The sequence below is a fragment of the Variovorax sp. 01T432 genome (genome assembly GCF_056398605.1).
This window is the reverse complement of sequence record NZ_JBFTPS010000015.1, coordinates 97,746-123,805: the sequence shown is the minus strand read 5'-3', so window position 1 is coordinate 123,805 and position 26,060 is coordinate 97,746. Positions and strand designations below refer to the sequence as shown.

The following is a 26,060-nucleotide window of genomic DNA, read 5'->3' as shown; positions in this document are numbered from 1 at the left end:
TGCAGAGGTGGCGGGAGGGAATATTGGACAAGGCCGGCCGCAGGCCGGACATCCTGTCGCGAGCGTCAGCGTATGCCTCATGGCCGTGCGAGTCGAGGTGAATACCCTGCCTCGGCCTCGGCCTGGGGCTCCGACCTGCTGGCCGCAGGGACCTTGGCCAGACGCGCCGCGTTGAGGACGACCACGAACGAACTGCCCGCCATGCCCAGGCCGGCGAGCCAGGCCGGCAGCCAGCCGGCCAGCGCCAGCGGCACGCACAACGCGTTGTAGCCGGCCGCCCACCACAGGTTCTGCCGCACCACGCGCAGCGTGCGGCGGGCCTGCGCGATGGTCTGCGAGATGGCGGCGAGCGAATCGCCCAGCACGACGAAGTCGGCGCGCGCCTGGGCCAGCGGCACCGCGTTGCCGAAGACGAAGGAGGCATCCGCGCGCGCGAGCACCGGACCGTCGTTGAGCCCGTCGCCGACCATGGCGACGCGCCGGCCGCTGGCCTGGAGCGCCTGCAGGACGTGCAGCTTGTCTTCGGGCGAGCAGTCGCCCCGCACATCGCCGATGCCGGCGCGGCCGGCGACTTCGCGCGCGGCGGCGGCACGGTCGCCGGACAGAAGGTGGACCGACAGCCCCTGCGCCTTCAGCGCCTCGACCGTGTCGACGACATCGGGGCGCAAGTCCTCGGCCAGCACGAAGCTCGCGACCCAGCCCTGCGCGTCGCGCAGGTGCACCTGGGCAGCCTCGACGCGCAAGGGCTCGACGCCGCAGAAGGCCGCCGAACCCAGGCGCATGCACTGCGCCGTGTCGCCCACGCCCTTCTTCCGGCACAAGCGGCCTTCGAGGCCCAGCCCGGCATGCTCGGTGAGTCGGAGCAGTTCCCAGGACGGCTCCGCACGGTACTGCGCGCTCCACGCGGCGGCCAGCGCCCGCGCGCTGGGATGCAGGGACTGCGCACCGATCGCCGCGGCCATCTCCAGGGCATCGCCCGGACGCAGGCCGTTTCGGCAGTAGATCCGTTCGAGGCGCGGCGTGCCGCGCGTGAGCGTGCCCGTTTTGTCGAACACCACCGTGTCGATGGAGGCCAGCGCCTCCAGGCCCTGGAGGTTGCGCGCCAGCACGCCGCCGCGGGCCAGCACGCCGGCGCTCGCCAGCATCGCGGCCGGCGTGGCGAGCGACAGCGCGCAGGGGCAGGTGACGATCAGCACCGCGACCGCCGCCATCAGGGCCTTGCCGGTATCGACGTGCCACCAGAGCGCGACGGCCAATGCGGCCGCCGCCAGCACCGCGATCAGGAAGGGGCGCGCCACGCGATCGGCCAGTTGCGCCAGGCGCGGCTTCTGCAGCGAGGCGCTTTCCATCAGCGCGACGATCTGCGCGAAGCGGGTGCCCTGCCCCAGCGATTCGATGCGCACCTGCACCGCCTGCGCCAGGTTGTGGCTGCCGGCCAGCACGCGCGCGCCACGGGGGCGCGGCACCGGGCGCGCCTCGCCCGTGAGCAAGGCCTCGTCGGCGGAGGTGTCGCCGGCGATCACGATGCCGTCGCCCGGAAAGGCCTCGCCGGGCAGCACGCGCACCACGTCGCCGGGCGCGAGGCGCCGCACGGCGACGCGCGTGAAGCTGCCGTCGGCGCCCAGGCGCTCGACGCTGTCGGGCAGCCGGTTCATCAGCGCCTCGAGCGATCCGGCGGTGCGCCCGCGCAGCCGCGTCTCCAGCCAGCGGCCGGTGAGCAGGAAGAACACGAACATCGTGAGGGAGTCGAAGTACACCTCGTGACCCAGCGGGCCGGCCGGGTCGAAGGTGCCGGCGGTGCTGACCGCGAAAGTGATCGCCATGCCGAGCGCGACCGGCAGGTCCATGCCGATGCGGCGCGCGCGCAGGTCCTGCCATGCGCTGCGGAAGAAGGGCCCGCAGGAGAACAGGAGCACGGGCAGCGTGAGCACCCAGGAGGCCCAGCGCAGGAGCTGCGCGGCGTCGGGCGACATGTCGCCCGGCTGCGCGATGTACGCGGGGTAGGCGTACATCATCACCTGCATCATGCAGAAGCCCGCGACCAGCCAGCGCCAGAGGGCCATCCGCGCTTCATGCGCGCGCCGGGTGCGCAGGGCGATGTCGCCGGCCGGCACGAGGCTGTAGCCCGCGGCGGCGCAAGGCGCCATCCAGGCCGACGGCTTCACGGCGGCGGCCGACCACACGACGCGCGCGCGCCGGCTCGCGGCGTTGACCTCGGCCTTCAGCACGCCGGGCACGCGCGACAGCAGGCTCTCGACGGTGAAGGCGCAGGCCGCGCAGTGCATGCCCTCGACGACGACCTGCGACTCCCAGCGTCCCATCGGATCGCCGTCGAGGGGGCGGCCGAAGGCCGGCCATTCGGCCGGGTCGTCCAGCAGCGACAGGTCCGCGCGCGCTGCGTCGTCGGTCCCTGCCTGAGGGAAGAGGCCAGGCCCGGCCTCGGCGAAATCGAGCGCAGCTTGCATGGCGCAAGCCTAGTGACGCGCGGCCGCGGCGTCCTTGATGTGGATCAAGCCTGGCGGCGGCAAGGCGTCTACGCTCCAGCCATCATCCACATGACTCAAGAAGAGACAATCCCATGTTCAAACGCATCCTGGTTGCCACCGACGGTTCCGCGCTCTCGAAGAAGGCCGTGACAAGCGCCATCGCCCTCGCGGCTCAGAATGACGCCGAGCTGGTGGCGCTCACCGTGGTGCCGCGCTACCCGAAGAACTACTTCGACGGCGCGATGGAGTTCTCGCATGAGGATGTCGCGCGCGTCGAGAAGCAGTGGGCCGAAAAGGCGCAGGGCGCGCTCGATGCGGTGGGCGAGCGCGCCAAGGCCGCCGGCGTCAGGATCAAGACGGCCACGATCAACTCGGACCTCGTGGCAGAGTCCGTGATCGCGGCCGCGAAGAAGCACAAGAGCGACCTGATCGTGATGGCCTCGCACGGCCGCAAGGGCATCAAGCGCCTGCTGCTGGGCAGCGAGACCCAGCACGTGCTCACCCATTCGAACCTGCCGGTGCTGGTGCTGCGCTAGTCGGTTCCCGCCGCGCGAGGGCCCACGGCAGCCTTGCCCCTTGTCCTGCACACGCGGCGGCGCTTCCCGGCTACAGTGGGCGCAGCATGACGAACATGAATGTCCGCGGATACGCGCTGTGGCTGATCCTGCTGCTGGCACCGGCGATGGCGTTGGCGCAGGGCAGCGAGGGCGCTGCCGGCCTCCTCGCCAAGTACAAGGCCAACACGCCGCTGTTCGAGCACAACATGTTCGGCCGCCCCCTGATGCTCGAATCGACCGAGGCGCCGGACAAGTTGATCGGCGACATCCATGCGGTGATCGATCAACCTTTCGGCAAAGTGAGCGATTCGCTGAAGGCACCCGCGGTGTGGTGCGAGATCCTGATGCTGCACCTGAATACCAAGCACTGCGCCGTGCAGGAGAGCGCGGGCGCGACCACCGTGGCGGTCGCGCTCGGCCGCAAGTTCGACCAGCCGGTCTCGGAGGCGCAGCGCATCGAATTCGCCTGGCGGCCGGCCACCCTCGCATCGGACTATCTCTCCGTGGAGCTGACCGCGCCATCCGGCCCGCTCGCGACCCGCAACTACCGCATCGAGCTGGAGGCCACGCCGCTCGATGCCGGCAAGACCATCATCCATCTCGCCTACAGCTATTCCTACGGCTTCGCCGCGCGCCTGGCGATGCAGGGCTACCTCGCGACAATCGGCAGCGACAAGGTCGGCTTCACCGTGACGGGCAAGGACTCGGCGGGCCAGCCCGACTATGTGGGCGGAGTGCGGGGCGTGGTGGAGCGCAACACGATGCGCTATTACCTCGCGATCGACGCCTACCTGAGCGCACCGGGCGACCAGCGGCTCGATGAACGCCTGGCCCAGTGGTTCGACGGCACCGAGCGTTTTGCGCGGCAACTCCATGAAGTGGACCGGGGCGACTACATCGCGATGAAGCACAGGGAGTTCACGCGCATGAAGGCAACGCGCTAGCGGCACCGGGCCTTCGAGGCCACGCGCCGGACCTTCAGCCGCCCGTCCGGCGTCCGCCCATGGCGCGCAGCGCGCGCTTGTCGCCGGGCAGGCCCAGCCGCTTGGCGAGGCGGGTGAGATTGCCGCGGTCGATGCCGAGCGCGCGCGCCGCCGCCGCCCAGTTGAAGTCGTTGCGCGCCAATGCCGACTCCACCAGTTCGCGCTCCAGCGTGGCCACGGCATCGCGCAGGCCCTGCCCTTCACTCAGGCGCGCCGGCGCGGGCTGCGCGCCCAGCAAGGCCTCGGGAGCCTCGCTCGCGGTGACGGCCGGGCGATGGTCGGCTCCCGGCAGGTCGAGATCGCCCGCCGAAAGACTCAGGATGCGCGGGCGCTGCGGCTGGCGGCCCAGCGCCTTCAACACGGTGCGCCCGAGCAGATGCTCCAGCTCGCGCACATTGCCGGGCCAGTCGTAGGCGAGCAGCGCGGCCTGGGCGCTCGCGTCCAGCCGCAGGCCGCCCAGGCCCAGCCGCGAGCGGTTCTCCTCCAGGAAGAAGCCGCTGAGCAGCAGCATGTCGCGCCCGCGCTCGCGCAGGGGCGGCACGCGCACCGGGTAGACGCTCAGGCGGTGATAGAAATCCGCGCGCAGCCGCCCTGCCCGCACTTCGTCGGCCAGGTTGCGGTTGCTCGCGGCGATGAGGCGCACGTCGACGCGGTGTTCGCGGTCCGATCCAAGCCTCTGCAGCTGGCCGCTTTGCAGCACGCGCAGCAGCTTGGCCTGCGCCTGCAGCGGCAGCTCGCCCACTTCGTCCAGGAACAGCGTGCCGCCGTCGGCCAACTCGAACTTGCCGGGACGCTCGGCGACCGCACCCGTGAACGCGCCCCTCACATGGCCGAAGAGCTCGCTTTCGACCAGGGTGTCGGGCAACGCGGCGCAATTGAGGCTGATCATGGGCCGCGACGCGCGGGACGAGCCCGCGTGCAGCGCCTCGGCGACCAGTTCCTTGCCGACGCCGGTCTCGCCCTGGATCAGCACGGCCAGTTCGCTGGCACTGACGAGTTCGATCTCCTTTTGAAGCTGGCGCATCGCCGGGCTGCGCCCGAGCAGGGTGCGTTCGCGAGGCGTCGCCGCCAGGCGGTAGCCCTCGGCGCGAAGGCTCTCGTGCTCCACGCGCGACTTGAGCTGCTCGATGCGATTCACCACGCTGACGGTGGCGGCGGCCAGGCTGCCGAAGGATTCCAGCGCGGCCAGGTCGACGCTGGAGAAGCGACCCGGCGTCAGCGCATCGAGCGTCAACAATCCCCAGGGCTTTTCCTCCAGATGGATGACACAGCCCACGCAGTCGTGCACCGGCAGATGGCCGTCCAGGCCGTCAACCAGGCCGTCGTAGGGGTCGGGCAAGGCGCTGTCGGCCGGGAAGCGCATGGGCCCGTCGGCCTCGAGCAAGGCCGCGAAGCGCGGATGCTCCTCGACACGGAAACGCCGGCCCAGCGTGTCGCTGCTCAAGCCGTCCACGGCCAGGGGCAGAAGCCAGCCCTCTTCCAGGCGAAGCAGGGCCACGGCATCGCAGGGCAGGAGGATGCGCAAGGCCTCCAGCAGGCGCCGATAGCGTTCGGCCGCGGGCAGCTCGCGCGCAATGTCGGCGACCAGCGGGACCAGCGCCTGGAGCAGAGGATGGGACGTCATTTCGACACGAATCGAGTCATGATGACCTCATGGTAACCGTGTCACATTGACATCTTCGTCCGCTAAGCCATTGATCTTTCAAGAAGCGCCCCCTGGAACGGCGATTGCAATGAATAACTCGTCATTCACCGCTTCAAGGATTCTCAATGCTGACAGGACAACAGAAGTCCATCATTTCCGCCACCGTGCCGCTGCTCGAAACCGGCGGCGAGGCGCTCACCACGCATTTCTACAAGATTCTCCTGGGGGAGCATCCGGAGGTGCGCCCCCTCTTCAACCAGGCCAACCAAGCCAGCGGCGAGCAGCCGCGCGCGCTCGCCAATGGCGTGCTCATGTACGCGCGCAACATCGACCGGCTCGAAGCGCTCGGCGATCTCGCCGCGCAGATCGTCAACAAGCATGTCTCGCTGCAGATCCTGCCGGAACACTACCCCGTCGTCGGCGCCTGCCTGCTGCGGGCGATCCGGGAAGTGCTCAGCGCGGAAGTCGCGACGGACGAAGTGATCGCGGCCTGGGCCGCCGCGTACGGGCAGCTGGCCGACATGCTGATCGGCGCCGAGAAGCAGGTCTATGACAGCAAGGCGCAGGCCGCAGGCGGCTGGCGCGGCGAACGCGAATTCAAGGTCGCGCGCAAGGAGGCCGAGAGCGAAGAAATCACCTCCTTCTACCTGGCCCCGGCCGACGGCAAGCCGGTGCTCGACTTCCAGCCGGGCCAGTACATCGGGCTGCGGCTCTTCGTCGACGGGCAGGAGATTCGCCGCAATTATTCGCTCTCCGCCGCGCCCAACGGTCAGACCTACCGCATCAGCGTCAAGCGCGAGAACGGCGGCCTCGCGTCCAACCACCTGCATGACGACGTGCAGGTGGGAAGCTCGATCCAGGTGTTCCCGCCCTCGGGCATGTTCACGCTGGCCGATACCGACCGGCCCCTGGTGCTGATCAGCGGCGGCGTGGGCATCACGCCGACGCTGGCGATGCTGGAGGCCGCCCTGCAGACCTCGCGGCTGGTGCACTTCATCCACTTCGCCCGCGACCGCGGCGTGCATGCGTTTCGCCACACGATCGACGCGCTCGCGCGCAAGCACCCGCAGCTGGAGCGCTTCTATTGCTATGACGAAGCACCGCAAGACGGGGCCGAGGCACCGCACGCGGTCGGCCGCGTCAGCACGCAACAGCTTGCACAGTGGCTTCCCGGCAAGGCGAGCGAGATCGATGCGTACTTCCTCGGGCCCAAGCCCTTCATGAAGCAGGTCCGCAAGTCGCTGCGCGCGCTGGGCGTCCCGGACCCGCAGGTGCGCTACGAGTTCTTCGGGCCGGCTTCGGCGCTGGAATAGGCGGGGCTGCAAGAATGGCCGAGCTGTTGCGAATCCAGGAGCCCGCCAGGGCGCCACGCGCGAAGGCCAGCCTGCAGGCCTTCCTCGGCCTGGCCTTTCGGCCGCTATACCTGGCGGGGTGCGGCTGGGCCGCGATCGCGATCGGGCTGTGGGTCTTCGCGCCCCAGTGGATCGCCCAGCCGCTCCTGGGCATCGCGTGGCATGCGCACGAGATGCTGTGGGGCTTCATCGCGACCATCGCGGTGGGCTTCCTGCTGACGGCCGGCGCCAACTGGACGGGCATCAATCCCTTGCACGGCAAGCCGCTCGCCGGGCTGTGCATGCTGTGGCTGGCCGCGCGGCTCGGCTTCCTGGCCGGAGGCCGGACCCTGTTCTTCCTGGCCGCGGCCTGCGAGCTGGCCTTCTTCATTCTGGCCGCGGCGGCGCTGCTGCGCGCGGTCCACAAGTCCCGCAACCAGCGCAACTATGGCGTGCCCTGGATGCTGCTGGCGCTGGGCGCGGCCGATGCCCTCTACCTGAAGGCGGCACTGGCCGGCGACTACACGCTGCTGATGCGGCGCTTCGACATCGGGCTGATCTGCATGGCGATGATCGCGCTGCTGGTCGCGCGCCGCGTCATTCCCTTCTTCGCCATGCGGGCGGTGGCCGGTCTGCAGATCCCGATGCACACGCGCAGCGGGCAGCTGCAGCTGGCCACCAGCGCGGCGGCACTCGCTCTCGCAGGGCTGGGCCTTGCCGGGCCGATGGCGCTCATGCTGGCGCTCACCGGCGCCATCTCCCTGGCGCAGGTGCTGGCATGGAAGCCATGGGCCGTGCGCCGTCAGCCCCTGCTCTGGATTCTGTATGTCGGCTACGCCATGCTCGGGCTCGGCCTGCTGCTGGCGGCCGCCCATTCTGCCGGCTTCGTCGAGCGGCGTGGCCTGCATGTGCATGTGATCGCGGTGGGGGGGTTTTCGGTGTTGATCATCGGCATGGTCACGCGCACCGCGCTCGGGCACCTGGGCCGCCCGCTGGCGGCCGATCGAAGCATGCGGGCGAGCTACGGCCTGATGATCTGCGCGCTCTTGCTGCGCCTGCTGGCGCTGGCGCCTTCGGCCGCCAGCCCGGCGGCGCTTCGGCTGGCCGGCATCGCATGGCTCGGCGCCCTCGGCTTGTACCTTTGGCGTTTCGCGCCGATACTCATTCGCCCGCGTGTCGACCAGGCGCAGCAAGCGCCGATCATTCGTGGCAAACCGTTGCAAGGCCATCCGACAATCCGCGCCTAGGAGCCCGCCATGCTCGCAGCACCGACGTCCGAATCCTCGATCGGAGTCCGCTGATGGACAGCGCCATCCTCAGCCTGCTCGGCGCATTCATCCTGTCCATCATCGGCCTGTTCGCCTTCATCTGGTCCATGCGCCAGGGACTGCTGGTGGAGAACCCCCGGGCCGCCTCCGTGATCTTCGCGCACGGCGAGATCGGCAAGGTCGACGACCCGGCGCTCAGCGACGCGGCCCAGCATTCGATGCAGGCCGAGGCCAACCTGCCGGGCATGAAGCAGTTGCCGATCGATGCCGCCGAGCTGCGCGACCGCGTCGATGCCGACAGCTCCAGCGCCTTCCCGGTCTTCATGTTCGTGGTCTTCGCGTGCATGTGGCTGCTGATCGGCTCGGCCGCGGGGCTGGTGTCGTCCATCAAGCTGCACGAGCCCGACTGGCTCACGAGTCAGGCCTGGATGACCTTCGGACGGCTGCGCACGGTGCATCTGAATGCCGTCCTCTACGGCTGGATCACCAACGCCGCGCTCGGCATGATCCTTTGGGTGCTGCCGCGCCTGCTGCGCACCCCGCTGGTCGGCGGCATCTGGGCCATGCTCGGCGGCGCGCTCATCAACACCGGCATCGCGGGCGGCGTGGGCGCGATCGCGGCGGGCTGGACCGACGGCATGGAATACCTGGAGATTCCGTGGCAGATCGCGATCTTCATCTTCGCCGGCTTCGTGCTGGTCATCCTGCCCGCCCTGTTCACGCTGGTGAACCGCAAGGTGGAGCACCTGTACGTGAGCGTCTGGTACATGGTGGCGGCGCTGCTGTGGATCGCGCTGCTGTTCCTGGTGGGGAAGCTTCCGGGCGTGCACACGGGCGTGGAGCAGGCCACCACCAACTGGTGGTACGGCCACAACGTGCTCGGGCTGTGGTTCACGCCGGCCAGCGTCGGCGCCATCTACTACTTCCTGCCGAAGATCATCGGCCGGCCGGTGCGCTCCTACAACCTGTCGATCCTCGGCTTCTGGACGCTCGCCTTCTTCTACGGGCAGGTGGGCGGGCACCACCTGATCGGCGGGCCGGTGCCGGGCTGGCTGACCACGCTGTCGATCGTGCAGAGCGTGATGATGGTGATCCCGGTGGTGGCCTTCGGCATCAACATGGCGGGAACGATGCGCGGGCGCATGCACCTGGCGGTCTACTCGCCGACGCTGCGCTTCATGATGTTCGGCGGGCTCATGTACCTGCTGTCTTCGCTGCAGGGCTCCTTCGAGGCGCTGCGCAGCATCAACGCCGTCACGCACTTCACGCACCACACGGTGGGGCATGCGCACCTGGGCGCCTATGGCTTCGTCAGCATGGTGCTGTTCGGCGCCATCTATTTCATGATGCCGCGGGTGCTGAACTGGGAGTGGCCCTATCCGCGGCTGATCACGCTGCATTTCTGGCTGGCGGCGATCGGCATCGTCATCTACTTCGGCGGCTTGAGCATCGGCGGCTGGCTGCAGGGCGTGGCCATGCTGGACGCGAACCGGCCCTTCATGGATTCGGTCACGCTGATGGAGCCTTACCTGGTGTCGCGCTCGGTGGGCGGCTCGCTGATGGTGCTGAGCCACCTCGTGTTCGTCGGCCACTTCCTGGCGATGGCGCTGCGCTTCGGGCCGACGCGCGCGGGCGCCGCCCTCTTCTGGCAACAGGGCCAGCAGGCGGATGCCGCCGCGAAAGCCGCCCATGGACAATGAAGTCAAGCTGACCGCGGGCGCCATGGTGGCCCTGGGCGTCGCCACGGCGGCGCTGGTGGTCATGCCCTACATCCAGGTGCGCGACATCCAGCCGCTGCCCGGGCTCAAGCCCTATACCGATGCGCAGTTGCGCGGCCGGCAGGTCTACATTTCCAACGGCTGCGTCTACTGCCACACGCAGCAGCCGCGCGATCGCAATTTCGGGCCGGACTTCTCGCGCGGCTGGGGCCGCCCCTCGGTGCCGGCCGACTACTTCTACGACAAGCCGCATCTGCTGGGCAGCATGCGCACCGGCCCGGACCTCTTCAACATCGGCGCGCGCCAGCCCAGCCGGGACTGGCACCTGGGCCACCTCTACCAGCCCAGGGCCTTCGTGCCGGGCTCGATCATGCCGTCCTACCCCTTCCTGTTCTACGTGAAGGACAAGGCGGAGCCGGATGAAGTGGTCGTGGTGATCCCGCCGGGCTTCAGGCCCAACGTCGACAAGGTGGTGGTCGCGACGCCGGAGGCGCTGGACCTGGTGAAGTACCTGCAGGGCATGAACCACACCTACCCCGTGCTGCCGCCCGAGCCCAAGCCGGAGCCGGCCAGGCCCCAACCCAAGTCCTGACTGACCCGGGGAAGCCGCACCATGTCGAACGCATCCCAGCACCGCGAGGAAGCCGACCCCTTCGAGCGCACCCGGCCCGTGCCGCTGATCGTCGCGGCCCTGACACTGGTGGTGGTGCTCTGCGGCGTGGGCTATATCCTCACCTCCGAATCCTTCGGCCCCGCGGCCTTCGGGGACCGGCGCACCATCGCCGACCTGCGCGGCGCGAGCGTGCAGCCGGGCCAGGCGGCCGATGGCAAGCAGGTGTTCGCGGCCAACTGCGTGGCCTGCCATCAGGCGACCGGGCTGGGCCTTCCGGGCGTGTTCCCGCCTCTGGACGGATCGGAATGGGTCAATGGCGACGAACGCATCCTCGCCAACATCCTGCTGCACGGCATCACCGGGCAGATCACGGTGCAGGGCAAGAGCTTCGCGGGCGCAATGCCCTCGTTCGCGCAGCTCAGCGATGCCGAGCTGGCGGCGGTCGCCAGCCACGTGCGCTCGAACTGGTCCAACAAGTCGGCGCCCTTGACGGCGGAGCTGTTCGAGAAGGAACGCAAGGCGAGCGAGCGCACCACGCCCTTCGCCGGCGGCGACGAGCTGAAGGCGCTCGCCGGCAAGGCGCCCTGAGGCGAAGCGCCCATGTCGATGCTTCGCACCGCGATCGCCAGCGCCGCGATGGCGATCGCCTCGTATGCGGCGGCGCAATGGCTCACGCATGATTTCCAGGTGTGGACGGCCGAGGGAGAGCGGCGCCTCGCGGTCGCGCTGCATCCGGTGCCGGCGCCGCCCGTCGGCATGGTGGGTGTCGGCCTGCAGGGCGAGACGCTGGAGGCGCTGCTCGCGCAGGGCGCGCCGACGATCGTCGATTTCATGTACACGCGCTGTGTCAGCGTCTGTTCGGCGCTGGGGAGCATGTTCCAGCAGATGCAGGCCGCGATCGCCGCGGACGACGCTGCGCCAGGCACCGTGCCCCTGCACCTGCTGTCGATCAGCTTCGATCCCGCGCATGACGACCCGAAAGTGCTGGCGGCCTATGCCGCCCGCCTCCATGCCGACCCGCGCATCTGGCGCTTCGCCAGCGCCGCCACCGCATCGGACATGCGGCGCCTGCTGGATCGCTATCAGGTGACGGTGATTCCCGACGGCCTCGGCGGCTACGAGCACAACGCCGCGCTGCTGGTGGTGGATGGCGGAGGGCGGCTGGTGCGGGTGTTCGACTACACCGAGCTGGACATGGCGCTTGCCTACGCGCATTCGCTGCCCGTCGCGGGCCCAAGGCCATGAAACATCTCCACGTGGGCCGGAAGGCTCGGGCGGCGCTCGGCGCCCTGCTGCTGCTCGGCCTCATGCTGCCGACGCCGCGCGCCCTGCTGGAATCCGGCATGCGGCTGCACATGCTGGTGCAGTACCCCGCCCTGATGCTCGCCGGCGCGCTGCTGGCGCAGGCGGTGCCATCGTCGCTCGGCCGCGGGCTGTCGGGCTGGAACGAGCTGGGCATCACCGGCCTGGGCGCGGGGGCGCTCATCCTGTCCGTGCTGATGATTCCGCGCGTGCTCGATCTGGCGCTGGTCGATGGCCGGGTGGAGTCGGTCAAGTTCGTCGCGCTGCTGTTCGCCGGCGCCGCGCTGTGGTCTTCCTGGCGAGACGCGGGCCTGGTCGTGCAGGCCTTCTTCCTCGGCGGCATCCTGCCGATGACGGTCATGGCCGGCACGCTCTACAGCGACTCGCCGCTGCGGCTGTGCAATGCCTACCGCCTCGACGACCAGCAGGAGCTGGGCCTGGCGCTGGTGTGGATGGCCGTCGCGGCGGGCGGCATGTGGTTGCTGGCGGCGGGCCGGCGCTTGCTGGCGCCGGGGCCCGGCGGGCCCGGCGACGACGGCGCGGAAGCGGGCGCCTAAGGCGCCAGGGCGCGGTCGTCGCCCCCGGGCAGCTCGCGCTCGCGGCGCCATGCGGCCGGCGGCTTGCCCACCAGGCGCTTGAAGGCGCGCGCGAACGCCGCCTCGGAGTCGTAGCCGACATCCAGCGCGATCGCCGCGACGGTGCCGCGCGTCTCGAGCAGCATCCGGGCCGCGGCCTGCATGCGCCACTGCGCCAGGTACTGCATGGGCGGCACGCCGACCAGCTGGACGAAGCGTTCGTGCAGGGCCGAGCGCGACAGCCCGACCAGCCGCCCGAGCTCGTCGATGGTCCAGTCCCGCGCCGGCTCCTTATGCAGCAGCGCCAGCGCGCGGCCGACGAAGCGATCGCGCAGGCCGGCGAGCCAGCCCGCGCCTTCGGTGGGCAGCTGATCGGCATAGCGCCGCACGGCATCGACGAACATCATCTCGCTCATGCGCGCCAGCATCGCCTCGCCGCCCGGGCGCCGGGCGCGCGACTCGGACGCCGCCTGCTGCGTGAACTTCGCAATCCACGCGTCATCGTCGCCGGCGCGCAGATGCAGCATGCGCGGCAGCGCCGCGATCAAAGGGTTGAAGGGCCGCAGGTCGCAACCGAGAAACCCGCACACGATGCTGGCATCCGCCTCGCGCTCGACCAGGGCCGAATACGAGCCCTGGGAGCCCTCGAAGGCGATCTGCAGCGGCAAGGGCTCGACCTTGGTGCTCGGCAACCAGCTCAGGTCGGGGTCGCCGCGCATACCGGCCGCGCTCGACACCACATGGGCGTCCCCTTGCGGAAACATCACCACGTCGCCGGCGAACAGCTGCACCGAGGGCCCGCCTGGAATGCCGGCCCAGCAACTGCCCTGCGCGACCGCGTGGTATTCCATCACGTGCTCGACGCCGGGCATCAGCAGCGGCGCGAGTTCGCGCGCGGGCGGCGCCTCCGCGGCCCACTCGCTGCTGCCGCTGATGTTGAAGAACACGGCCCCGCGCAGGCGAATGCCGCGCAGCACATCCGAGAGCGTGTCCTGGCTCATGTCACGGCCGCCGCGGCGTTTCGATCAAGCGGCGCGGACGCGCGGCAAAGGCCGCCGGGCGCGCATCGACCACGACGGACGCGCGAGCAAGTTCCGGCGACGTCGGGTGAAGCGAGGGAACGGGCGCGCTCGAAGAATGAATCCACCCTTCGCGACCGGGTCGCGGTGGAGCCTTCATCAACCCGTTCACTTCCGGAGCGTCACATGCATTCACTGCCCTACCTTACGCTGGACAAGGATGTCCGGCAATTGCAGCTGTCCGATGCCCAAGCCCTCGCGGCGCGCATTTCCGGCGGCGTCCTCAGCCGTGGCGACGAGGCCTACGACGAGGCGCGCAAGGTCTGGAACGCCACCATCGACCGGCGGCCGGCCTTGATCGCGCGCTGCCTGACGGATGCCGATGTCCAGGCCGCGGTGCGCTTCGCCGCCGAGCACCGGATGCTGCTGAGCGTGCGCGGCGGCGGCCATCATATTGCCGGCAATGCGGTCGCGGAAGGCGGCCTGATGATCGACCTATCGGGCATGCGCGAGATCGGCATCGACGCCGCGCGCCAGACCGCGCGCGTCGGCGCGGGCGCGCTGCTCGGCGACTTCGACCGCGAGGCGCAGCGCCATGGCCTGGCCACGCCGCTCGGCATCAATTCCACCACCGGCGTCGCCGGGCTCACGCTCGGCGGCGGCTTCGGCTGGCTGACACGCCGCCACGGCATGACGATCGACAATCTCCTGAGCGCCACCGTCGTGACAGCGGACGGCGCGGTGCGCACCGTCTCGGGCACCTCGGAGCCCGACCTGTTCTGGGCGCTGAGAGGCGGCGGCGGCAACTTCGGCGTGGTGAGCTCGTTCGAGTTCCAGCTCCACCCGGTCGGGCCCGAGGTCCACGCCGGCCTGGTCGTCTACCCGTTCGCGCAGGCGCGCCAGGTCCTGCGCGCATGGCGCGACTTCAGCGCCGACGCGCCCGACGAGCTGAGCGTGTGGACGGTGCTGCGCAAGGCGCCCCCGCTGCCTTTTCTTCCGGCATCGGTCCATGGGACCGAGGTGGTCATCTTTCCCCTGCTCTACAGCGGCGACGTGGAAGCGGGCCGGCGGGCCGCCGCGCCGGTGGCGGCGTTCGGCGACCCCGTCGGGGTCGCCCTGGCGGCGATGCCCTACAGCGCATTCCAGTCCGCCTTCGATCCGCTGCTGGCCCCGGGCGGGCGCAACTACTGGAAGTCGAACAACTTCAGCAGACTCGGCGACGCGGCGATCGACCTCATGATCGCCTCCGCCGCCCGCCTGCCGGGGCCGGAGTGCGAGATCTTCGTGGCCCAGCTCGGCGGCGCGATGGCGCGCGTGAATCCGGCGGCCACGGCCTTCGTAGGCCGCGATGCGCGGTTCATCATGAACGTGCATGGCCGCTGGTCGGATGCGCACGATGACGAGCGGGTGCGCGCGTGGGCGCGGCAGGCCTTCCAGGAAGCCGCGCCGCACGCCACGGGCAGCGGCTACGTCAACTTCCTGACGGAGGATGAAGCCGAGCGCGTCAGCGCGAGCTACGGCGCGAACTACCCGCGCCTTCAGGCGGTCAAGCAGCGCTTCGATCCGGACAACCTGTTCAGGATGAACCTGAACATCGAGCCAGCCGCGCCACGGCGCCGGGGCGGACCATGAGCACCTCACGCGCCGCGGCCAGCCGGGGGAGGACCGGCTCATGACCGCCTTCGATCCGCGCGGCTGCGCCGTGACCGGCGCGACGCCGGCCGCGCTGGACGCCTGCGAGCGGGCGCTCGCCGCCTTCCAGTGCTGGCACAGCGGCGCCGACGAGCCGCTCGCCGTGGCGCTGCGGGAGGCACCCGCTTTCGTGATGGCGCATGTGCTGCAGGCCTACCTGTTGCTCGGCAGTCGCGATCCGCGCCGCGTACGGTCGGCGCGCCCGGTGTTGGCGCGCGCCGCCGCGCTGCCGGCCAACCCGCGCGAACGCCTGCACCTGGCGGCGATCGCCGCCGTGCTGGCCGACGACTACGAAGGCGCCAAGGCACGGCTGGGCGAGGCCTTGCGGCTGCAGCCGCGCGATGCGCTCGCGCTGCAGGTGGCGCATGCCTTCGACCATGTCACCGGCGACGTCGAGCGGCTGAACGCGCGCGTGGCGGCGGTGCTCCCGGCGTGGTCGAGCGAGCTGCCCGGCTACCACGCGGTGCTGGCCATGCATGCCTTCGGTCTCGAGGAGTGCGGCGAGTACGAGCGCGCCGAGCGGGCCGCCCGCGCGGCGCTGGCCCTGCACGCGGACGACCCGAGGGCGCATCACGTGATGGCGCATATCTTCGAGATGACCGAGCGGCCGCAGGCGGGTGCGCACTGGATGGACGCGCACATGGCCTGCTGGAGCGAGAACACGGTCGTCGCCACGCACTGCTGGTGGCACCTGGCGCTGTTCCACCTGGCCCAAGACCGGCCGGAGCGCGCGCTGGCCTTGTACGACCGGCGCATCCGCGCCCGGCGGACAGGCGACGTCGCCGACCTGATCGATGCCGCGGCGCTGCTGTGGCGTCTTCAGTTGGCCGGCTGCGATGCCGGGGTGCGCTGGGTCGAACTGGCCGCGGCCTGGGAGCCGCTCGCCGATGACGGCTTCTGCAGCTTCACCGATCTGCACGCCATGCTGGCCTTCGTCGGTGCGCGCGACTGGGGTCGGGCGCGGCGGCTCGAGCAGGCGCTGGCCAAGGCCCAGACACTGCCGACGCGGCATGGCGAGACCACGCGCCGGGTCGGGCTGCCCGCATGTCGCGCCCTGATGGCCTTCGGCCGCGGGGACCACAGCCTCGCGATCACCCTGCTCGCCAGCCTGCCGGCGCTGGCACACCGGATCGGCGGCAGCCACGCGCAGCGCGATGTGCTGCATCTGACCTTGCTGCAAGCCGTTGAGCGGATTCGCCGGCCGGCACGCCGGGGGCGCGTTGCCGTCGATGCTCAGGCGCGGTGATGGGAGACTCCCGGGGCGCTCATAGGCATGCGTACATGGATGCCGGCCCCGGGAGTGTCCGTCTTGCGCTTCCCTTTTTCGCCTGTTGGTGACGTGTGACGCTTGGGATTCTGCAATGGCTTGGCGGCCAGGAATCTGACGAATTCTGACGGCCGCTCACGGACTCACTTGACGGCGACCACCCGTGCGGCCGTGTCTGCCGTGCCGATCCAGCGGCTGACCTTGTCGCCCTTGAGCGTGAAGACGTGAACCCAGTCGCTCTCGAACTCCGTGCCGCTCGGCAGCGGCTTGCCGCGCTCCCAGCCGATCACGGTGACATGGTTCGGCCCCTCCAGGAACTCGCGTGGCTCGAATGCCAGGATCTCGTCCGACTGCGCCAGCAGGCCGAACCAGCGCTGCACCGCCTCCTTCCCGCTGAAACGGCCCGCATAGGGAACGCCGGCGCCGGGGCCCGCGATGAAGCGCCAGTCGACGTCGTTGGTAAGCAGATCCAGGATCGCGGGGATGTCGCGACGCCCGAAAGCGGCATATGCACTCTTGATGACTTCAGTCGGTGTGCCCATGGGAACCTCCGTGCATGTAGGGGGCTGACAGCTTAGGCGCGTGCGGCGCTCCATTCAAGCTAAAGTAACGCGAAAGCTCACACACCGCGCAAGTACAAGAAACATGCCGATCCTGCTCCTCGAAAACGAATCGGGCGAAGCCCGTGAGGAGTTGCTCCGCGACCCGGACACCACCATCGGCCGGGCCAGCTACAACCATGTGGTGATCGATGTCCGGCGGGTCAGTCGGATCCATGCGGTGCTGACGCGGTATGGCCCCTTCGTGTCCATCCGCGACCTCGGGAGCACGAACGGCACCTACGTCAACGGCAGCCGGGTGACCAACCAGGTGCTGGTGAGCGGCGACACCATCGAGATCGGCGGCATCATGATGCGCTTCTTCGACAGCGAGCAGCAGCTGGCGGTGGCGACCGCGGTGGCGCCGGCGCACGAGGCGGTGCTGCCGGTCCCGCCGCCGCCACCACCTGCGCCCGCGCCTGCGCCGCCGGAGCCGTCACCGCCTCATCCGGCGGACGACCTCATGGACGATTTCCTGCACGACGAACTGGACGAGCTCATGGACGACGACGTGGTCGAGGGCGTGCCCTTCGCGGAATGGATCGAGGACACCGTCGCCTTCCACTTCCCGGCCGATGGACGCGAGGTGCCCGCCTTGATCACCTACGAGGCGCTGGAGGATCACTTCTCGGCCGGCTCGCTCCTCGGCGACCCCGACATCCGCAGCGCCGAGGCCTACCGGCAGAACGCGGCGGCGATCAACAGGGTCGCGGCGAGGCGCTACGCCCTGGGGCGGCGCGAGCCGGTCTTCCTGCGCACGACCGACTTCTAGGCCCGGCCTATTCGGCCTTGATGCCGACGGCCTTGACAATCTGCGCGTAGCGCTCGTACTCGCTCGCCACCTCGCGTCGGAACTGGTGCTGCGGATGGCCGGTGGCCTCGATGCCCTGGGCGGCCAGCTCGGTGCGCGCGGCCGGCGTCTGGACGATGCGCCCGGCGTCGGCCGCAACGGCATCGACTACCGCCTGCGGCGTGCCCACCGGCGCGAACAGGCCGAACCACGTGCCTGCGCGGAAGCCCGGATAGCTCTCCGCCACGGTCGGCACCTCCGGCAGCAGGGGATGGCGCCGCTCCCCGCTCGTGCCCAACGCGACCAGGCGGCCGGTGCGGATGTGCGGCAACGCGGGGCCGACGGCAATGAACATCACGTCGACCTGCCCGGCGATCACGTCCTGCATGCCGAGCGGCCCGCCCCGATAGGGAATGTGGGTGGCGTGGATGCCCGTCTTCTGCTTGAGCAGCTCCATGCTGAACTGCTGCGGACTTCCGTTGCCCGCCGACGCATAGTTGTAGCGGCCCGGCTGCGCCTTGGCGGCGCGCACGAAATCGCCGAGCGTGCGGAAGCCGGTCCTGGGGTTGGCGACCAGCACGAAATCGATCTGCCCGAGGGACACCACCGGAACCAGGTCGCGCCGCGCGTCGTAGGGCAGGCCGCTCTGCAGGTTGGGAAGAATGGTGATCGGACCGTCGGCGCCCACGAGCAGGCTGTAGCCGTCGGCGGGCGCCTTGGCCAAGGCCTCGGCGGCCAGGATGCCGGCCGCGCCGGCGCGGTTGTCGACCACCACGGCCTGCTTCCACTGCTCGGCCAGACGCTGCGACAGATAGCGCGCCAGCACGTCGGGCGAGCTGCCCGGGGTGTTGGCCACCGTGATGTGAACCGCCCGCGCGGGATAGGCCTGCGCCTGGGCCGCGCCCGCCAACCATGCGCTCGCAAGCAGGGCCAGGGCCATTCTGAGCAGGAGGAGGGGTCGCATCTCGGATCTTCCTTGGAGCAGGACAAAGGGCGCGATTCTGGCCTGCGCCCCGCCGAAAGCGAACGACTGAATAGTCGGATGCATAGTCGCGTTCGGACATAAGCGGCGACCGCCGCGCCGCCGCACGCCGAAGACGGATCTCCTGCATCATCGGCCCATGATGTCCGCCCTCCTCTTGCCCTCCGTCCGCCGCGCCGCCGGCGTCGCCCTGCTGCTGATGGGCGCCATCGGCGGCGCGGCGGCCCAGCCCACCGCGTCACTCGCCGCCGCCGTCGACGGCCCTCAGCGCAGCGCGGCCAACCGTGCGCGCGACGGCGCTCGCCATCCGCTGCAGACGCTCGAATTCTTCGGCATCCGGCCCGACGCGACGGTGATCGAGATCGCGCCCGGCGCAGGCTGGTATACCGAGATCCTCGCGCCCTATCTCCACGACCATGGGCGCCTTTATGCCGCGCACGAGCCGGCCGACGGCACGCCCGAACAGCGCCGCGCACGCGCGGCCTTCCGCGACAAGCTCGCGCGCGACCCCCAGGTCTATGGCCGCGTCGTGCTCGGCACCCTTCCCGCCTCGGCCTTCACCGACATCCATCCGCCAGGCGGCGCCGACGTCGTGCTCACCTTCCGCAACATCCACAACTGGATCACCGACGGCCACTTCGACGAAACGCTGCGCGCCTTCCACGACGTGCTCAAGCCGGGTGGCGTGCTGGGCGTGGAAGAGCACCGCGCCGCGCCCGGCACGGATCTCGCGCACGTCATCGCCAGCGGCTATGTGCCGCAGGACTTCGTGATCGCGCGGGCCCGGGCGGCGGGCTTCGTGCTGGCCGGCACGAGCGAGGTCAATGCCAATCCGCTCGACACCAAGGACTACGCGCGGGGCGTGTGGGCGCTGCCGCCCACGTTGCGCGGCGGCGATGTCGATCGCGCGAAGTACCAGGCCATCGGCGAGTCCGACCGCATGACCCTCAGGTTCATCAAGCCGAAAGCCGCTCGGAAGAACTGATGGCCGGCCCTCGACGATTCGGGCGCTACGCGCCCCGACGACCTCGACAGCGCGTTGGCTGGAGCCCGATGTCTCAACGATGAGACGGCCATCAGGCCGCGCCCGTTTCGCTGGACAAGCACGATGTTCATGCCTACAAATGCGGCATGGCCGAGAGGCGTCTGAGCCTGGCCGAAAGCGCGGGCCCGAGGACCGGGCCGAGGGGGGGGGCAACAATGCAAGACGCGCCCGTATTCGACGAAGTGCATGTCGTGTCCGATCTGCATCTGGGCGGCCGCCAGGGCTTCCAGATCTTCGGCTCGACCAAGGAACTGGCGAGCCTGATCCTCGCCCTCGCCGCGACCGACGCGCAGCGCCGCGTCGCGCTCGTGATCAACGGCGACTTCATCGACTTTCTCGCCGAGGAGCCGGGCAGCTACTTCGACACCGAGCGCGCCGTCGCCAAGCTCGATCGCGTGGTCGGCGACACCGCCTTTGCGCCGATCTTCGCCGCGCTGCGCCAGCTTGCCGCCACGCCCGGCCGCACCCTGGTGATCAACCTCGGCAATCATGACCTCGAACTCGCCCTGCCCTGGGTGCGCGCCCATTTCCTGGCGATGCTTTGCGCGGACGAGCCCGCGGCGCGCGCGCATCGAGTTCATCGCCGACGGCACCGGCTTCGCCTGCGGAGTCGCCGGCGCGCGCGTGCTGTGCATTCATGGCAACGAGGTCGACAGCTGGAACGTGGCCGACTTCGAATCCATTCGCCGCATCGGCCGGGATGTGCAGTTCGGCAAGAACGCGAACGCGTGGATTCCGAATGCCGGCGCAGATGGTCATCGACGTGATGAACCGCATCAAACGCCAGTACCCCTTCGTCGACCTGCTCAAGCCCGAGCAGGAAGCGGTCGTGCCGATCCTGCTCGCGCTCGATCCGGGGGCGCTCGGCAACCTGCGCGGCATCGCGTCCACGGTCGGCCGCAGGGCCTGGGACGCGGTGCGCATGAAGACCGGCTTTCTCGGCGATGCCGGCCCCGGCGACGATGCGGCCGAAGGCGCGCTCGCCAATGCCCAGGCGCCCTGGCTGCCTGCCGCGCTCTCAGGCCAGGGCCGCTTCGCCTCCGGTGCCGAGCTGCTCGACCGCGTCGAGGAAGAGGTGCGCAACGGGACCGATCCGATGGACCTCGTGCGCGGCTCGCAGGGCAGCCAGCTCGGCCTCATCGGCGCCGCCGGCGCGCTGGCGACCGGCAAGACGGGCGTCGAGGCGCTGCGCGAGGCGCTCGACCGGCTGGACAAGGATCGCACCTTCGACCCCTGCGCCCGCGACTCGACCTTCGACCGCGTCGATGCGCTGGTGGCGCCGGACATCGACTTCGTGGTGGCGGGCCACACGCACCTGGAGCGCGCGCTGCGGCGCAAGCGCGGCGCGGGCTTCTACTTCAACAGCGGCACCTGGGCGCGCCTGATCCAGCTCACGCCGCAGATGCGCGGCGATGCCGCGAGGTTCGCGCGCATCTTTGCGCTGTTCCAGGGCGGCGCGATGAAGGCGCTCGATGCCGAGCCCGAACTGGTGGTCAAGCGCTGCTCCATCGTGTCGATCTGGTCTGACGCCGAAGGGCGCGCGCACGGCGAGCTGCGGCGCATGCAGGGCAGTCCCGCCGCGCCGCAAATGACGCCCGTGGCGGGCACCCGCTTCACCAAGGAGGCCTGACATGCGGACCATCACGCTGGAGCTGCTGCGCCACGGCCCCGCCCACAACCAGTTGCTGTCGCCGCTCACGCAATACCTTGCGCTGTGCGAGAACCATTCGGCGGTGACGATCCACGTGCCCTTCGAACACAACCAGGCCCTCTACCGCCTGCGGGCCCTGAGCTACCGACTGGGCGAGGAGCCTCGGCAATTCCAGGTGGGCGATACGGCGCAGGTGCTCGGCGATCTGCTCGCGAAGGTGCCCGGCCTCACCGCGGACATGAACCGCAATCCCACCGGTCCCTATCAGGATGCCATCACCCACCTGCGGCTGGTCCTCTCCGCCTCCGAACTCGCGCTGCTGCCCTTCGAACTCGCGACGGCGTCGGCGGGATTCCCGGGGGCGGGCCAGTCCCTTCTGTTGCAGCCGCACACGCCGATCTGCATCACGCGCGAGACGCGCCGCGTGCCCGAGGACTTCGGCGAATGGCCGAGCCAGCCGCGCGTGCTGGTGGTCACGGCGACACCGCCCGGCTACGAACCGGTGCCCGCCGGGGCGCACCTGCTGGCGCTGCGCAGGATCCTGGAGCCGTGGATCGGCTCCAGCGAGGCGGACGACCCCGCGAAGCGCCGCCAGCGCGTGGCGCGCTACCTGACGGTGCTGCCCGAGGCCAGCGCCGAGGCGATTGAGAGCGCCTGCGCCGCCGAGCGCTACACGCACGTGCACATCCTGGCGCACGGGCAGGAGCGCGCCGAAGGCTACGACATGCGCTTCGGTCTGGCACTGCACGCCGCCGGCGATCCGATGGGGCCGGCCGACATCGTGTCCGGCGAGCGGCTCGCGACGGCGCTGCGCGTGTCGCACCGCAAGGAAGCGGGCAAGCTCTCGCGGCCGGCGGTGGTCACGCTCGCCAGCTGTTACGGGGGCAACGTGGGGACGGTCGCGGGCGTCGGTGCCAGCATCGCGCATGCGCTGCACGAAGCGGGCATCCCGATGGTCGTGGCCTCACAGTTCCCGCTGTCTCCTGATCGACCTGCGGCGCTGCCTGCACACCGAGTTTCCGAGCACGCACGACTGCACCAGCATCACGGCCTACACCTCTCTGCCGCCGGACTTCGACGACCGCCTGCCCGACGTGCAGATACGGCGCGCGATGAGCAACATCAACGTGGCGTTGAGCTTTGCCGACGACGTGACCAAGCGCTTCTCGTCGCGCTTCTCGGGCAAGGCCCCGAGCGGCGGCATCTCCCCCGAGCAAAGGCAGGCGCAGAACGAACGCCTGCTCGACCTGGCCAAGTCGCGCGTGCTGGAGGCGAAGAGTCGCCTGGCCCAGTTGCTGGCGCGGCATGCGCGCCGGGGCCCGAAGATCCGCGGCTACCTTGCCAGCACGGAGAAACGCGAGGCCGCCCTGCGCTTCGAGATCAGCCGCATCTCCCGGCTCACCGATACGCAACGCGCGCAGTCCCGCGAGGATTCGCTGCTGTCGCTGGAGCGGGCGCGCGTCCTTTACTGGGAAGCCTTCGTCAGCAACCGCAGCGGTTACTGGGCGGTGGTGCAGTACCTTTCACTGACGCTTCTTCTCCAGCACCTGGGGCGGCTCGACGCCGCCGCCGAGCTTGCGGGGCAGGCCCCAGCTGCGCTATGGGATCTGGCCGAGGTGCAGTCCATCGGCGACGCGCGCAACCCCGATCAGTCCGAGCGCGAATGGGCATTGGGCAACCTGATCGAGCTGTACATCCTCGCGCCCATGGTGGCGGGCATTCAGGCCCGGCATCCCGCCAACGCATTGCAGGACCTGGCGACGGACCGCGCCAAGGAACTGGTCGCGAGCGCGGGGGCCGCATCCTTCGAGGTGTTCTCCACGCGGCGCCAGGTCATTCGCTACCTGGATTGGTATTCCGAGCTCGGCCCCGTGCCCTTGCCGGACGCGGTCCGGCAGATCGCCGAGGCCGTGCTCGCCTGGCTGCCGGAGCGGGATGATCCGGACTGGCGGTATTAGAGGTACCGGATGGAGGCACCAAAGGAGGATGGCGCCGCACATACCCCATGGCAGGATGCCAGGTCTTCGCGATGCGCACCGCGTTCGATCGCGCCGAACAGGAGCGCCAGTCCCACCCACTGCTGAAGGAAGACCACCGCCATGAACAAGCTCACCACCGCCTTCGGCGCCCCGGTCGTCGACAACCAGAACATCCAGACCGCCGGCCCCCGAGGCCCGGCCCTGCTGCAGGACGTCTGGCTGCTCGAGAAGCTCGCGCACTTCGACCGCGAGGTCATCCCCGAGCGCCGCATGCATGCCAAAGGCGCCGGCGCGCACGGCACCTTCACGGTGACCCATGACGTCACCAGGTACACGCGCGCCAGGATCTTCTCCGAGATCGGCAAGAAGACGCCGATGTTCTCCCGCTTCTCGACCGTCGCCGGCGAGCGCGGCGCGGCGGATGCCGAGCGCGACATTCGAGGCTTCGCGCTCAAGTTCTACACCGAGGAAGGCAACTGGGATCTCGCGGGCAACAATACGCCGGTGTTCTTCATGCGCGACCCGCTGAAGTTTCCGGACCTCAACCACGCGGTCAAGCGCGATCCGCGCACCGGCCTGCGCAGCGCGGAGAACAACTGGGACTTCTGGACGCAATTGCCCGAAGCGCTGCACCAGGTCACGATCGTCATGAGCGACCGGGGCCTGCCGCGATCTTTCCGGCACATGCATGGCTTCGGCAGCCATACCTTCAGCTTCATCAATGCGGCCAACGAGCGGCACTGGGTCAAGTTCCACCTGAAGACGCAGCAGGGCATCCAGAACCTCACGGATGCCGAGGCGCAGGCGCTGGTCGGGACCGACCGCGAGAGCTCGCTGCGCGACCTCCACGAAAGCATCGAGCGCGGTGAGTTCCCGCGCTGGACCCTGTACGTCCAGATCATGCCGGAGAAGGAAGCGGACTCGTACCACACCAATCCATTCGACCTCACCAAGGTCTGGTCGAAGAAGGACTATCCGCTGATCGAGGTCGGCGTGATGGAGCTCAACCGCAACGTCGACAACTACTTCGCGGAGATGGAGCAGGTTGCGTTCAACCCCGCGAACGTGGTGCCGGGCATCGGCTTCTCGCCGGACAGGATGCTGCAGGGCCGGCTCTTCTCCTACGGCGACGCACAGCGCTACCGGCTGGGCGTGAACTTCAGCCACATTCCGGTGAACGCGCCGAAGTGCCCCTTCCACAGCTACCACCGCGACGGCGCGATGCGCACGGACGGCAACAGTGGCGGGGCGGCCTCGTACGAGCCCAACACCCGCGGCGAATGGCGGGAGCAGCCCGATTTCCGCGAACCGCCGCTCGGCACCGAAGGCGCGGCGGACCACTGGAACCACCGCGTGGACGATGACTACTACTCGCAGCCGGGTGCCCTCTTCCGCCTGATGACACCGGCACAGCAACAGGCCCTGTTCGACAACACGGCACGGGCGATGCAAGGCACATCGAGGCCGGTTCAGGGCCTGCACGTCGAGCATTGCACGAAGGCGGACCCGGCTTACGGCGCGGGGGTGGCGAAGGCCCTGGCGGCCTTGGCTGCGAAGTAGCCCCTCAGGCCGCGTCGGCCAAGCGCCCCGGCGAGCTGAAGTTCGTTCGGTACTGCTGGGGTGTGACGCCCAGCCGCCGGGTGAACACCGCCCGCATCCGATGGGCGTCGTTGAATCCGCACTGGTAGGCCACGGTCTTCAGCGGCGCATTGCCGTTCTCGAGCATGACGCGCGCCGCATCCACGCGCGCGCTCTCGACGAACTCGGCCGGCGTGACCTTGGCGTCGCGCGCGAAGTTGCGCGAGAAGCTGCGCTCGCTGGTGTTCGCCACCTTGGCCAGCACCGCGACCGTCAGGTCGTCCCGCAGATGCGCCAGCACGTAGCGCTGCACCTGCGCCACGGGTGAACTCGGTTCGACGTGCGGCGTGAGAAAGGGACTGAACTGCGACTGCCCGCCCGATCGCTGCGTGAACACCACGAGGCGCCTGGCGACGTTGAGCGCCACCTCCGGGCCGTGATGCTGGGCAAGCAGGTAGAGCGAAAGATCGATGCCCGCCGTCACGCCAGCCGAGGTGTAGAGCGCGCCGTCCCGCATGTAGAGGCGATCGGGTTCGACCCGTGCCGAGGGGCACAGCCTGACAAGCGCCGCCGCGTCGTTCCAGTGCGTGGTTACCGTCCGGCCGTCCAGGAGGCCGGCACGGGCAAGAATGAAAGCGCCGCTGCAGATCGAGCCGAAGCTTTCGGCGCGCGCGGTGGCCGCAGTGAGCCACTCGTACAGCGCCGGATCGAAAAGCTGGCGCGCCAGCGCCGGCCCGCCCGCGACCAGCAGCAGGTCGTAGGCATCGAGGGCTTCRCTGAAATGCTTGTGTGCCTGCACCGGCAATCCGTTGGAGCAGGCCACCAGCCCGTGCTCGACGCCGATGACTTCGAGCCGGTAGCGATCGTCGGGCGGCAGGAAGCGGTTGGCCTCGGAGAAGACGTCCATGGGACCGCTGACATCCAGCGACTGGACGCCGGCGAAGAGAAGCAATGCGACGGTTCGGTTCATGGTGCGTGGC

At 69.7% G+C, this 26,060-nt stretch carries 23 protein-coding genes; 17 read left to right on the top strand and 6 right to left on the bottom strand.

Features of this window, described 5'->3' with window-relative positions; translation table 11 throughout:
* Positions 1-77 precede the first annotated feature (77 nt).
* Entirely contained in the window at positions 78-2,465 is a 2,388-nt protein-coding gene (locus AC1DNF_RS14245) for a heavy metal translocating P-type ATPase (protein WP_478149254.1), read from the bottom strand.
* 113 nt (positions 2,466-2,578) lie between these two features.
* On the opposite strand from AC1DNF_RS14245, the gene AC1DNF_RS14240 reads away from it, so the two are divergent.
* A complete protein-coding gene (locus AC1DNF_RS14240) occupies positions 2,579-3,022 on the top strand; it encodes a universal stress protein (RefSeq protein ID WP_478149253.1) in 444 nt (147 codons plus the stop codon).
* A 95-nt stretch (positions 3,023-3,117) separates the two neighbouring features.
* Positions 3,118-3,987: a hypothetical protein gene (locus AC1DNF_RS14235; RefSeq protein ID WP_478149252.1), complete on the top strand. Its 870-nt coding sequence runs from the start codon at positions 3,118-3,120 to the stop codon at positions 3,985-3,987.
* Between the two features lie 34 nt (positions 3,988-4,021).
* Here the strand turns inward: AC1DNF_RS14235 and norR are convergent, their stop codons facing one another.
* Positions 4,022-5,650, bottom strand: coding sequence for a nitric oxide reductase transcriptional regulator NorR (norR, locus tag AC1DNF_RS14230; RefSeq protein ID WP_478149251.1), 1,629 nt, complete (start codon positions 5,648-5,650; stop codon positions 4,022-4,024).
* A 146-nt stretch (positions 5,651-5,796) separates the two neighbouring features.
* Here norR and hmpA point away from each other — a divergent pair, with 146 nt between their 5' ends.
* From hmpA to AC1DNF_RS14195, 7 genes are read left to right on the top strand one after another with little or no spacing between them, the layout of a single operon-like run.
* Positions 5,797-6,984 (top strand): NO-inducible flavohemoprotein, encoded by a 1,188-nt coding sequence (hmpA, locus tag AC1DNF_RS14225; protein WP_478149250.1) that lies wholly within the window; start codon positions 5,797-5,799, stop codon positions 6,982-6,984.
* 14 nt (positions 6,985-6,998) lie between these two features.
* A complete protein-coding gene (locus AC1DNF_RS14220; RefSeq protein ID WP_478149249.1) occupies positions 6,999-8,249 on the top strand; it encodes an NnrS family protein in 1,251 nt (416 codons plus the stop codon).
* Between the two features lie 53 nt (positions 8,250-8,302).
* Positions 8,303-9,970: a cbb3-type cytochrome c oxidase subunit I gene (locus AC1DNF_RS14215; protein WP_478149248.1), complete on the top strand. Its 1,668-nt coding sequence runs from the start codon at positions 8,303-8,305 to the stop codon at positions 9,968-9,970.
* Complete coding sequence (locus tag AC1DNF_RS14210; RefSeq protein ID WP_478149247.1) at positions 9,960-10,580, top strand: cbb3-type cytochrome c oxidase subunit II; 621 nt, start codon at positions 9,960-9,962, stop codon at positions 10,578-10,580. Before AC1DNF_RS14215 ends, AC1DNF_RS14210 begins: the two co-directional genes overlap by 11 nt.
* 21 nt (positions 10,581-10,601) lie before the next feature.
* Positions 10,602-11,189 carry a c-type cytochrome gene (locus tag AC1DNF_RS14205; protein WP_478149246.1) on the top strand — a complete coding sequence of 196 codons (588 nt, stop codon included), beginning with the start codon at positions 10,602-10,604 and terminating at the stop codon, positions 11,187-11,189.
* A gap of 12 nt (positions 11,190-11,201) precedes the next feature.
* Positions 11,202-11,846 (top strand): SCO family protein, encoded by a 645-nt coding sequence (locus AC1DNF_RS14200; protein WP_478149245.1) that lies wholly within the window; start codon positions 11,202-11,204, stop codon positions 11,844-11,846.
* A complete protein-coding gene (locus tag AC1DNF_RS14195) occupies positions 11,843-12,460 on the top strand; it encodes a hypothetical protein (RefSeq protein ID WP_478149244.1) in 618 nt (205 codons plus the stop codon). Before AC1DNF_RS14200 ends, AC1DNF_RS14195 begins: the two co-directional genes overlap by 4 nt.
* On the opposite strand, the gene AC1DNF_RS14190 is transcribed toward AC1DNF_RS14195, so the two are convergent.
* Positions 12,457-13,479: an AraC family transcriptional regulator gene (locus AC1DNF_RS14190; protein WP_478149243.1), complete on the bottom strand. Its 1,023-nt coding sequence runs from the start codon at positions 13,477-13,479 to the stop codon at positions 12,457-12,459. The two genes, AC1DNF_RS14195 and AC1DNF_RS14190, sit on opposite strands and share 4 nt — an antisense overlap.
* A gap of 204 nt (positions 13,480-13,683) precedes the next feature.
* On the opposite strand from AC1DNF_RS14190, the gene AC1DNF_RS14185 reads away from it, so the two are divergent.
* The gene (locus AC1DNF_RS14185; RefSeq protein WP_478149242.1) at positions 13,684-15,129 is read left to right on the top strand and encodes an FAD-binding oxidoreductase; all 1,446 of its coding nucleotides are present in this window, start codon (positions 13,684-13,686) and stop codon (positions 15,127-15,129) included.
* Positions 15,130-15,169: 40 nt separating this feature from the next.
* Positions 15,170-16,435, top strand: coding sequence for a tetratricopeptide repeat protein (locus AC1DNF_RS14180; RefSeq protein ID WP_478149241.1), 1,266 nt, complete (start codon positions 15,170-15,172; stop codon positions 16,433-16,435).
* A gap of 164 nt (positions 16,436-16,599) precedes the next feature.
* Here AC1DNF_RS14180 and AC1DNF_RS14175 read toward each other — a convergent pair whose 3' ends face one another.
* Positions 16,600-16,998 (bottom strand): nuclear transport factor 2 family protein, encoded by a 399-nt coding sequence (locus tag AC1DNF_RS14175; RefSeq protein ID WP_478149240.1) that lies wholly within the window; start codon positions 16,996-16,998, stop codon positions 16,600-16,602.
* Between the two features lie 103 nt (positions 16,999-17,101).
* Here AC1DNF_RS14175 and AC1DNF_RS14170 point away from each other — a divergent pair, with 103 nt between their 5' ends.
* The gene (locus AC1DNF_RS14170; RefSeq protein ID WP_478149239.1) at positions 17,102-17,827 is read left to right on the top strand and encodes a DUF1488 family protein; all 726 of its coding nucleotides are present in this window, start codon (positions 17,102-17,104) and stop codon (positions 17,825-17,827) included.
* A 7-nt stretch (positions 17,828-17,834) separates the two neighbouring features.
* Here AC1DNF_RS14170 and AC1DNF_RS14165 read toward each other — a convergent pair whose 3' ends face one another.
* Positions 17,835-18,809 (bottom strand): Bug family tripartite tricarboxylate transporter substrate binding protein, encoded by a 975-nt coding sequence (locus tag AC1DNF_RS14165; RefSeq protein WP_478149238.1) that lies wholly within the window; start codon positions 18,807-18,809, stop codon positions 17,835-17,837.
* A 157-nt stretch (positions 18,810-18,966) separates the two neighbouring features.
* On the opposite strand from AC1DNF_RS14165, the gene AC1DNF_RS14160 reads away from it, so the two are divergent.
* The 5 genes from AC1DNF_RS14160 to AC1DNF_RS14140 all read left to right on the top strand — a co-directional run bounded on the left by AC1DNF_RS14160 (position 18,967) and on the right by AC1DNF_RS14140 (position 25,062).
* Positions 18,967-19,812: a class I SAM-dependent methyltransferase gene (locus tag AC1DNF_RS14160; RefSeq protein ID WP_478149237.1), complete on the top strand. Its 846-nt coding sequence runs from the start codon at positions 18,967-18,969 to the stop codon at positions 19,810-19,812.
* 251 nt (positions 19,813-20,063) lie between these two features.
* Positions 20,064-20,639 (top strand): hypothetical protein, encoded by a 576-nt coding sequence (locus tag AC1DNF_RS14155; RefSeq protein ID WP_478149236.1) that lies wholly within the window; start codon positions 20,064-20,066, stop codon positions 20,637-20,639.
* Positions 20,612-21,502, top strand: a complete 891-nt coding sequence (locus AC1DNF_RS14150; protein WP_478149235.1) for a hypothetical protein — start codon at positions 20,612-20,614, stop codon at positions 21,500-21,502. Before AC1DNF_RS14155 ends, AC1DNF_RS14150 begins: the two co-directional genes overlap by 28 nt.
* A gap of 1 nt (position 21,503) precedes the next feature.
* Entirely contained in the window at positions 21,504-23,462 is a 1,959-nt protein-coding gene (locus AC1DNF_RS14145; protein ID WP_478149264.1) for a CHAT domain-containing protein, read from the top strand.
* Positions 23,463-23,622: 160 nt separating this feature from the next.
* Positions 23,623-25,062, top strand: a complete 1,440-nt coding sequence (locus tag AC1DNF_RS14140; protein WP_478149234.1) for a catalase — start codon at positions 23,623-23,625, stop codon at positions 25,060-25,062.
* 4 nt (positions 25,063-25,066) lie between these two features.
* Here AC1DNF_RS14140 and AC1DNF_RS14135 read toward each other — a convergent pair whose 3' ends face one another.
* Positions 25,067-26,050 (bottom strand): GlxA family transcriptional regulator, encoded by a 984-nt coding sequence (locus AC1DNF_RS14135; RefSeq protein WP_478149233.1) that lies wholly within the window; start codon positions 26,048-26,050, stop codon positions 25,067-25,069.
* Positions 26,051-26,060 lie beyond the last annotated feature (10 nt).